Origin of the sequence: Methylopila musalis, assembly GCF_042679725.1 — a bacterium.
Taxonomy (GTDB): domain Bacteria; phylum Pseudomonadota; class Alphaproteobacteria; order Rhizobiales; family Methylopilaceae; genus Methylopila; species Methylopila musalis.
This window is the reverse complement of sequence record NZ_JBHTMX010000258.1, coordinates 1-3,357: the sequence shown is the minus strand read 5'-3', so window position 1 is coordinate 3,357 and position 3,357 is coordinate 1. Positions and strand designations below refer to the sequence as shown.

2 protein-coding genes and 1 pseudogene are annotated in these 3,357 nt (G+C 75.6%); 1 reads left to right on the top strand and 2 read right to left on the bottom strand.

The window, feature by feature from the left end:
- A pseudogene (locus tag ACFQ4O_RS16295) lies at positions 1–253 on the bottom strand (hypothetical protein); the annotation flags it as partial.
- A gap of 196 nt (positions 254–449) precedes the next feature.
- Between ACFQ4O_RS16295 and ACFQ4O_RS16290 the strand changes: the two are divergent.
- On the top strand, positions 450–2,102 hold the full coding sequence (locus tag ACFQ4O_RS16290) for a S8 family peptidase (protein ID WP_378777221.1): 1,653 nt from the start codon (positions 450–452) through the stop codon (positions 2,100–2,102).
- A 31-nt stretch (positions 2,103–2,133) separates the two neighbouring features.
- On the opposite strand, the gene ACFQ4O_RS16285 is transcribed toward ACFQ4O_RS16290, so the two are convergent.
- Positions 2,134–3,357, bottom strand: a 1,224-nt coding sequence (locus ACFQ4O_RS16285) for a hypothetical protein (protein WP_378777219.1), incomplete at its 5' end; no start/stop codon positions are given.

Here is a 3,357-nt window from a genome sequence, read left to right as displayed (position 1 = left end):
CGCGGCGCGCGGCGTCTGCGCGGCCGAGCGCCGGGTCCAGCAGCAGGTCCAGCGCGTCGGCGGACGAGCCCGTGGCGCGAACGACCGCCGCCAGCAGATGCGCGAGGTCCCAGAACGGCTTGTCGCGGTTCGGCCGCACGGCGCCGGTGACGCTGCGAGCGAGCCAGGCGCGGTCGGCGGCCGACAGATCGCGCCCGTCGGCCACGTTGGCGATGTCGCCCGCGCAAACCTCGTCGATGCCCGAAGCCGCCACATATCCGTCCAACGGGTCGCTCCGCCTCTGGTCTCGCCGCCTGTCGCGCCCGCGCCCGGAGGACGCCGTGGCCGTTTGATCACGATCGCCCGTCGCGCCGCGCGTGGCAACCGAAACGGGGTCTCGACGCCACAAGGATGGGCGTGCGAGAGACGAAATCGACTCCGGCCCGGGAGGATGGACGATGCGGAGATGGATGGGAACGATCGCGGCGCTCGGCGCCGTGGCGGCGTTGGGCGGGCCGGTCGGCGAGGCCGCCGCGCAGAGCCGCAAGGTCCCGGAGCAGCTGATCGCCGCGGCCGCCCAGGGCGGCCACCAGCGCGTGATCGTGCTGATGGCGCCGAACCGGCAGGAGTCCGCCCGCGCGCCCGAGGCCTATCTGGAAAGCGCGCTCGGCCCCTCCGCCCGCGCGATCGAACGCATCGGCGACGCGCCGTTCGTGGTGGCCGAGGTCTCCGGCGCGGCGCTGACCCGGCTCGCGGGCGACCCGAACGTGGAGCGCGTCGTGCCCGACCGCCTGATGCAGGCGTTGCTGCCGGACAGCACCCGCATGCTGCACGTGCCGGAGGCCTGGGGCGCCGGCGGCACGGGCGCGGGCGTCTCCGTCGCCGTGCTCGACACCGGCGTGGCGCGGGCGCACCCGTTCTTCGCGGGCCGCATCGTCGCCGAAGCGTGCTTTTCCTCCACCTCCGCCGCGGCGGGCTCGAAGTCGCTCTGTCCCGGCGGCCGGAGCGAGGCGATCGGCCCCGGCGCCGGCGACGCCTGCGACATCCGGGCGGTCACGCCGAACTGCGTCCACGGCACCCATGTGGCGGGCATCGCCGCCGGCGCGAACGGCCGGTCGCCGGACGGGCGGCTCGACGGCGTGGCGCCGGGCGCGGGCGTGGTGGCGGTGCAGGTGTTCAGCCGCTTCGACGGCGAGCAGCGCTGCGGAAAGGGCGTGACGACCTGCATCTCCGCCTTCACCTCCGACGTGCTGAAGGGCCTGCTCTACGTGGAGTCGATCCGGGCGCAGGCGAAGGTCGCCGCCGTCAATCTGAGCCTTGGCGGCGGCAAGGCGACCGAGGCCTGCGACGCCCAGTCGCCGTACGCGCAGGTGATCGACCGGCTGACGGCGGCGGGGCTTCCGGTGGTCGCGGCCTCGGGCAACAACGGCTTCGCGGACGCCGTGACCGAGCCCGCCTGCATCCGCTCCGCGGTGACGGTCGGGGCGCTCGACAAGACCGGGCGGATCGCGACCGCCTACTCCAACGCCTCGCCCATGGTCGATCTGGTGGCGCCGGGCACGCAGATCCTGTCGGCGGCGGGCGGCGGCTACCACCGGCTCGACGGCACCTCCATGGCCGCGCCCCATGTGGCCGGCTTGCTGGCTCTCATGAAGGCCCGCCAGCCCGACGCCCCGGTCGCGACGCTGCTGGAGGCGATCCGCGCCAGCGGCGCGAGCGTGGCCGACCCCCGCAACCGCGCGACCTTCGTCATGCCCGTCGCCGACGCCGCGCTACGGGCGCTGACGGGCGCGCCCAAGCCCGATCCCGCGCCCGGCGCGCCTCCGCCCGACCCGAAGATCGGCGGCTGCGGCCCGGTCTGCGTGGAGAACCGGCGCGTGATCTTCGCTCTGGCCGAGCGGGGCCGGGTGCCGGCGCCGACGCTTGCGGCGCTGCGCGCCCTGTTCGGCCCGAACGCGAAGATCGAGGACATCGGCGACGGCCGGCTGCTGGTGGAGCTGCCCGAGGGCGCGACCGGGGACGACGTCGACCGCGCCCGCCGCGACATGGGCGGCGACGCCCGCGCGTTCCCCGACCGCCCGCTCGACGCGCTGCCGCCCGGCGGCCGCATCGAGATCCGCTAAAGGAACACGCCCGTCCCTGACGGGGCGAGCGTCAGCGCACCACGATGCGGGTGGTGGCCTCGACGACGCCGGGAGTGGCTCGGATCTGCTCGATCAGGTCCAGCACGTCCTCGCGGCCGAGCAGCGTCGCGTCGCCATCGGCGCGGGGCGCGGCCGCGAGCCAGCGGGCCTCGATCGCCTTGGGCAGACCGCCCTCCACCGCGAAACAGCCGAACAGGTTCTCGAACGCGCCCGAGAGCACGATGTCGGCGAGGCCGAAATCCCGCGGATAGCGGCGCTCGGCCGGCGCCTCGTCCAGCGGAGCGCCCGCGGCGGGCAGGGTCACATAGGCGGTCTCGTCGGGCGCGAGAATCCAGCAATAGAGCTTCTGTTGCGCGGCGGAGGCGATGCGGACCTCCAGCCTCTGGCCTTGGGCGAAGGGCGTCGCCAGCGCCGCCACGTCGAGCCGGTCGCGGGCGACGGGCGCGCTCGCCGCCACATGCTCCAGAAACGGGCGGATGGCGGGATCGCAGCCGAGCCCCTCGGCGGAGATGCGCGTCCGGCCGGTGGGGGCGAGCACGGCGCCGGCGCGGCGGAATTCGAGGCTCATCCACGAGCGCCCCTCCCGGTCGTGGTCGAAGGCGCCGAGCGCGGTCACGCCGTCGCCGGCCGCCTCGCAGCGGCCTTCCGGAGCACGCGTGACGGTGAGCGGCGCCTCTCTCAGCGTGCGGTCGGCGGAGCGGGCCTCCACGTCGAGGGCGATGGTCAGCCGTTCGGCGAGCGCCGCGCCGCAGCTCGACCGTCCGCCGGACGAGCGGAACGGACAAACCTGCACCGCCGCCACGTCCGGCGCCGCCGAGGTCAGCGCCCGCACCGCGCCTGCGAACACCGCGTCGATGTCGGCGAGGCCCGGACCGGAGCGGATCGGCGCGGTCACGGGCTCGCTGGTCGCCTTGCAGTCCGCGGCGGCCCCGATGGCGAGCAGGCGGAACGCCGCCTCCGTCCCGCTCCGCGACGGGGTCGCCAGAAACACCGCCGCGTCGCCGGAGAACGCCGCCTTGATCTGCGCCTCCGCCTCGGCGGCAGACAGGCCGGCGACGCTTTCCCTGAGCGCCTTGACGCGGACCACGTCCGCGGCGGCCGCGAGCCGCACCCGGCCGGTCGCCTGCAGCCTCGCCTCCACCGCAAGGCGGGCCTCCTCCGCCTGCTCGCGCGACAGCGCGGTCTGGTCCGGCTCGACGCCGACCACCGCCAGCGTGAGCGGGCGGGACGGCGC